The organism is Serratia sp. 506_PEND (assembly GCF_001076875.1).
In the GTDB taxonomy this organism is placed as follows: Bacteria; Pseudomonadota; Gammaproteobacteria; order Enterobacterales; family Enterobacteriaceae; genus Serratia; species Serratia marcescens.
This window is the reverse complement of sequence record NZ_JVEL01000618.1, coordinates 1-5,600: the sequence shown is the minus strand read 5'-3', so window position 1 is coordinate 5,600 and position 5,600 is coordinate 1. Positions and strand designations below refer to the sequence as shown.

General features: G+C 55.1%; 6 protein-coding genes. All 6 read right to left on the bottom strand.

The window, feature by feature from the left end:
- Positions 1-90 precede the first annotated feature (90 nt).
- The gene (locus tag ADK28_RS28290) at positions 91-861 is read right to left on the bottom strand and encodes a DNA adenine methylase (protein ID WP_048797324.1); all 771 of its coding nucleotides are present in this window, start codon (positions 859-861) and stop codon (positions 91-93) included.
- A 476-nt stretch (positions 862-1,337) separates the two neighbouring features.
- Positions 1,338-1,982 carry a tail fiber assembly protein gene (locus ADK28_RS28285; protein ID WP_048797323.1) on the bottom strand — a complete coding sequence of 215 codons (645 nt, stop codon included), beginning with the start codon at positions 1,980-1,982 and terminating at the stop codon, positions 1,338-1,340.
- Positions 1,982-3,706, bottom strand: coding sequence for a phage tail protein (locus ADK28_RS33220; RefSeq protein ID WP_053091646.1), 1,725 nt, complete (start codon positions 3,704-3,706; stop codon positions 1,982-1,984). The genes ADK28_RS28285 and ADK28_RS33220 overlap by 1 nt, the downstream gene beginning before the upstream one ends.
- A 1-nt stretch (position 3,707) precedes the next feature.
- On the bottom strand, positions 3,708-4,226 hold the full coding sequence (locus tag ADK28_RS28275) for a YmfQ family protein (protein WP_048796280.1): 519 nt from the start codon (positions 4,224-4,226) through the stop codon (positions 3,708-3,710).
- Positions 4,223-5,290, bottom strand: coding sequence for a baseplate J/gp47 family protein (locus tag ADK28_RS28270; RefSeq protein WP_048796279.1), 1,068 nt, complete (start codon positions 5,288-5,290; stop codon positions 4,223-4,225). Before ADK28_RS28270 ends, ADK28_RS28275 begins: the two co-directional genes overlap by 4 nt.
- A gap of 11 nt (positions 5,291-5,301) precedes the next feature.
- The coding region (locus ADK28_RS28265) for a phage GP46 family protein (protein WP_048796645.1) at positions 5,302-5,600 on the bottom strand (299 nt) is incomplete at its 5' end.

Here is a 5,600-nt window from a genome sequence, read left to right as displayed (position 1 = left end):
CTGTAGCGCGGCGAAATTTTCTGCACTGTTTAGCAGAGAATTTCGCACTCTAAGAACGTCAAAAAAATCACGATTTTGCACTATGCGAAATCAATCGCAAATGTTACTAACGATCAACTCACTGGCTCGCTGTCGATTATCACCGAGACAGTAAGTAACCCCCGTAGTGGTTATCGGCAGCCCCTCAAACGCTTTACGCATCTCCGGGATGTCGTTTACTGAGATGATCATCTTGCCTTTGATCGTTCTGGCTAGCTCAGCCATCAGGCTGTATTGCTCCAGGCTGAACTCGACTCCATAGCCCTGCGTCCTCCAGTAGGGTGGATCAAGGTAAAACAGCGTATGCGGACGATCGTACTTCTTGATGCAGGTCACCCAGTCCAGATGTTCAATCATTGTTCGCGACAAGCGCAGATGGGCAGCAGACAAGTTTTCCTCAAGACGTAGCAGGTTTAGCCGTGGCGCGCTGGTTGTGGACGTCCCAAAGGTTTGCCCCTCAACCTTGGCACCAAAGGCCATATTTTGAAGATAATAAAAGCGAGCAGCACGCTGTATGTCCGTTAGCGTTTCTGGGACACACAGCTTTTCCCATTCAAATATCTGGCGACTGCTTAAAGCCCATTTAAACTGTCGGACAAACTCCTCTAAGTGGTGTTTTACGACACGATACAGATTAATCAACTCGCCATTTATGTCGTTCACAACCTCCACTTTTGAAGGTTCCTTGCTGAAAAATAGAGCAGCGCCTCCACAGAAAGGTTCAACATAGCAAGTATGCTTCGGAAACAACGGAAGAATTTGACGAGCCAGCTTACGTTTACCACCTACCCAGGGAATAATCGGAGAAACAGCTACTTTCATGAAGCGTCACCTTTTTACCGTTTAGTAAGGGATGTTATACACTGCAATCTGCATCTTATTGACAGGAGCCATGTCCCGTTTCGAATTTTATGTTGCTCTACTCAAGGGAGTAACGGCGCGGCACCAATGCTTTATTGTCAGGAGCCGCGCCACCCATCAATGGTAATGCCCAGCCCAACCGTTCCAGGGATCAGGATTCTGCATGTCACTGCTGGGTATTACCGCCAACCCACGGAATAATTGCTCCAGACACACAACTTCCGCTATAATATAACTAATTGATTTTCAATGCTTTTAATCGCACCACCTTCTGAGTGGTCATGGAGTAACCATCAGAGAGCTGACGCAGACTTGTGCCTGAAATGCTTCCAAAGACGGCAGTTAACGATCACCCCAACAAACACAACACTTGCCGCTATTTAACTTTAAAAACCACAATATCTTGCGACTCTAACTAAAAAGTGAGATACCGACGATCAACTGGCGGGTTTAGGCCCCGGCACGTCCGGCCACGCAATATCTGGCGCTTGGCTGGTATCCACGCGGCTCAGCAGCACGCTGTAGCGCTCCCAGGCGTCGAGTTGGGCCTTCTCCTCATCGGTGGCCATGTCGTATTTGACGGCACGTCCCAGCCGCTCAATAACCTCGTCGGCCTCGTCCTGAAGTTGCTTCAGCTTCGCCGCTGCGGCTGCGACCTCTGCCGCTTGCTGGGCCTCTTTGTCGGTCACCCACTGCGTACCGTCCCACTTGTCATATGGCGTCTGGGGTGCCAGCAGCGTCCAGCCGGCGAGAAGCGGCCCCAGGTAATCCACTGTCCGGGCCTCGCCGGTATCGGTGTTGTATGCAAGCTGCCCGCGAAAATCATCGACTATCTCCCAGGCGGTACCGTCTTCCGTGCGACGAATCGCTTTGGTGTCATCGTCTGGCAACGTTGGCTTATCAATGTAAGAGCCGGCAGCGATACCCACGCCCAGCTGACAATACTGCCAGTAGCAGGAGGTAAACTCGCGCGTGGTGCTGTAGGCACATTGATATGTCAGTATCCAGCCTGCCGTTGTCGACCAGCCTTCTGGGCCTAAAACGGCGTGTTCAAAATCGAGGTTATATTTTTGTGTGGTCATTATGCTGCTCTCACGATGTAGTTGATGGCGACGTTGTAGGGGCGGGTCTCGCGCTGTGCTTCGGTTTCCTGCATGACACGGTAAGTGCCGGTGTTATCGGTCCCGGTGCCGACGGTATGGCCGGTGTCTCGCCCTGCATAGTTACCCCATTCACCGCCGCCAATGGCGGATGCCGGCGCTTGACCAGGCTGTATGGATAACAACCCACGGTTAGGGTCAACGCCCTTGCCGTTGTCCTTACCGCGCAGGAATGCGCCGCGAAGGTCAGGAAGTTGGCCGCTGGGGAATATCAAGGCAAGGTTGGGAAAGGCGCCCTTATTGAACCCGGAGCCGTCACACATCAGCCAGCCGGTCGGAGGTGTATCACTCGGCCAAGCTTCTATGACGCCAACCGGCACGGCGTTGGTGCCGTTGGCAAAAATATTGCCGTCATGGCGAAACTCATACCAGGCATCGCGACCGCCGCTTCTTGCGTGCAGCCCCACGAGGGCATATTTGCCGATATTCTCCAGGAAATACATTTCACCGACCTGGTCACCTACGCCTTGCAGGGTCATGCCGCTCGTCTGGTTATAACTGCCACCCCCGTCGCTGTAGGTGTGGATGCCAGTCTTGTAAATCGAGCTCTGGCTGTCTACGGAAAGAGCTGTGCCAATATTGACGTTACCGGTGTTGTTGATAATAGTAAGTGGCCGCAGGCTGTTGAAATTACCGTTCGGATCGCCCGGATTCGTCAGAAGGTAATAGAAAGCATTGGCGTCCATCCGCCACATGGCACCATACCCCCCCTGAATTCCGCGTAAAATGGCACTGCTGGTTGACTTGATTTCACCTGTCATGGTGCCGCCGGTGATGGGCAGCGCGTTCATGTCTGTGGCTGTGGGCTTGTATTTGTCGGTATAAATCCGCAACCAGGTGATATTGTCGTCGGCACTTTGGGAGAAGCCAACGTATGCCGCCATGTTGCCGCCAACAACGGCAAAGTAACCGGCGGACGGCGCTGCATCCATCGGCAGGCACATCACACCGGCGGATACGTTGCCCGAAACGGCCGGGGGCTTGTTTTTTGCGGTGGCATTGACCCGGTAAATCTGTCCGATATTGCTGTAGGCGTCTGGCTTGTTTACCGGCCCCATACCAACGCCAAACATCAGTTGGGGATTGTTGGGGCTGAATACGCGCGCGGTGCCTTCGTAGAGCTGAAAACCGTTCATTGACGCGACGAGCTTGCTTTTGCCGTCGATGCCTAAAGCCTGTACGCGACTATCGCCCTTGGCTGCCGGGTTGACGTCAACGACCCAGTGGCCGGCGCCGTCTGCATCGCAGATGGCTTTAATGCCGATTTTTTTCGTCGCAACACCGTCTTCATTGTATGTATACAAGAATTCAGAAATGGTGTTGATGTCGTCCTCATGGACGGTAATTGAACCCTTGGCATTCAAAGGCCCGGTCAGGGTGCCGCCCGTTAGTGGCAAAAATTCATCACCTCCGACAGTGCCGATGATTTTTTTAATGGCCAGTAATAGCTGATTTTGTTTGCTGGGGTCAGGCTGAAAACCGGCGTCAGCCAAAACATTTTTCATTTCCTGCTGAATATCACGAATAGCACTCTGGTTATCGTTCATGAAGTCGGCATATAAAATCGTGCCCTCCACGCCGGTAGCTTCATTACCATCGTGAAATAAATTATCCGGCGTATTTACCGGCGGCATTAAATTCTGCATATCACGCCTCTTTATAAATGAAATGGCAAAACGTATGCGCGGGCTTTAAGTCCTGAAACATCGACTCCAATTGCGCCGTGCTCACCAGGTTATCGCTATGCAGGACGTTGACGCGCCAAATCCAGATGGTGTCGCGCGAGTAAAGGCGGTCGCCCATGCGATTGATGCCAATACGAAATGGCTGCGGCTCATCGATGGTGATGGTGTAGCCGAGGCTCTTGGCCAGATTGATAAAATAGGGGCGGCTCAGGCCACCGGTGGTGTTGATTTTCGCCTTTATCAGCGTGAGGCGCTCTTGCGGCGAGGCATCCGGGGCTGGCGTCAGAGCAAGGACGCGCTCCCAGTCCGGGATAAGCTCGTTAATCTGCAGCGGGACGATACCCAGGGCGACGCACCGGGCAGCATCTTCTACTTGCTGCAGGGCGTTGCCTTCGGCGTGGTGTTCAACCTTTATCTGTTCGCCGTTTGGGTCATAGGCCACCGGCGGCAGAAGATTTCCAAGCAGCGTGGCGTAACTCATGGCATCAGCTCCACAATCAGACCACCCATGCGCACCCATTCGACGCGTTCTTCATCGACCACCGGCGTGACGTTCGCCGCCGGAAGGATAATTTTCAGGTCGGTGATACCAGGAATGGCGGAAATCAGCGCCCCAATCTGGAACAGTACTGCCGTATCGCCAGGGGCCAACTGCGTGAAGTAGCTGACCAGGGTGTTCTGGATTTGGACTTTCGCATCCGCCAGTGTCAGCCCGACCAGCGCCACTTGCATGTGAAAATCTACGCTGCGCGGTGTAGGGGCCAGTACCAGGCTGTTTTTGGCCGTGACCGGACGCAGGTCATCGATATGCGCCTGAGCGGCGTCGATGGTGGCTTGTGACGGCAGGTCATTGCCGGAGGTAATGACCACATCCACAGTGCCCAGGCCACGGCGCATCGGGTAGACGTAAGCCGCCGTAACGCCAGGAACTTCCATCGCCCAACGGTGATAGTCATACTTGTTGCCGCCGGCCGGTGGCTGGCGGATAAGTTCCAGCAGGCGCGCCAGCAGGGACTCGTCGCTTTCATCATCCGTGCCGCCAGTCATGGTCTTCAGCGTGATTTGTGAGCTGACGCCTGTGGGTGCGATAAGTAGCGTGCCAGGCGTACCGTCAGGGACGTTACTGGCGATGCCGGTTGTAGTGGCGGCGGCGTTTACGGTCAGCTTACCGCCGGCATCCAGCGTGCCGCCGGTGAGCGTGGTGCCTGTCTGGCCGTTGCCATAACGGAACGTCAGCCCACTGGCCACCGGGCTGTTGGGCGTACCACTAAGCTGCGCCTGGCCACCGGCCGGCGTGGCTGGCTTCGGCGTCAGGTTACGCAACCGCGCGTGCATCAGCAAAAAATCATGGTCGGCGGTATCGGGGAATATCTGCCGCGCAATCCACTGCTGGTCCTGGTATACGCCACGCACGGCACTCGCCACAGAGCTGGCACGCACAAAAAAATCACTGTCCGGGCCGACGTCGGCTTGCGGCAGCTGGTTCTTGATGTCTCGGAGGATAGTGTCGCGAATGTCGCTGACGCTGGGGATAATATGCGGCATGTAAACCCCTTTTAAGCGACGCTTACGCGGTGGGTAAATGGCATGATTTGCCCGTTGGACTGCTCCACCTCAATCAGCAATATCAGCCAGCCGTTCGCCGGGTGCTGCGCAGTGACTGTAATGCGGCTGGCGCGACCATCGTCGAGAATGGGTTGCAGCGCCTGCTCGGCGTACTGGCGCGCCAGGGTGCGCACCCGCGCCACGTCTTTTTCCCGCTTCAGCAAGTAGAGGCGTGAGCCGAGTGTCGGGTCCGCCCACCAGGAGCCGAGCGGAACCGTCAGGCGCAGGTAAACCGCATTCTGCAGCGTGG